This is a genomic window from Affinundibacterium seohonense, assembly GCF_014284305.1.
Taxonomy (GTDB): domain Bacteria; phylum Pseudomonadota; class Gammaproteobacteria; order Burkholderiales; family Burkholderiaceae_D; genus Undibacterium; species Undibacterium seohonense.
On sequence record NZ_JACOFW010000128.1, the window covers coordinates 1 to 255 of the forward strand.

The window sequence follows — 255 nt, forward strand, 5'->3', positions numbered from 1 at the left end:
TCCAATCGCTTGTTCAACGATGGTGTCGAAGATGGTTTGTTCTATATCGGTACTAGCAAAACGACGACGGCGATTCTGCGATAGCGTCGAGGCATCTGGAATTTTATCAGTCAGTCGTAAGCCGAGAGACCAGCGATAAGCGACATTGACTTCAATCTCCCGAACAATTTGGCGCTCGGATCGGATGCCGAACAGGTAGCCAATAAAAAGCATCTTAAAAAGCAAAACCGGATCAAACGCGGGACGACCATTGTC

The 255-nt window shown here is 47.8% G+C and carries 1 protein-coding gene; it reads right to left on the bottom strand.

Annotated features, from left to right (window positions below):
• Positions 1 to 255 (bottom strand): transposase (locus H8K52_RS22130; RefSeq protein ID WP_186924818.1); only part of this gene is annotated, 255 nt, incomplete at both ends.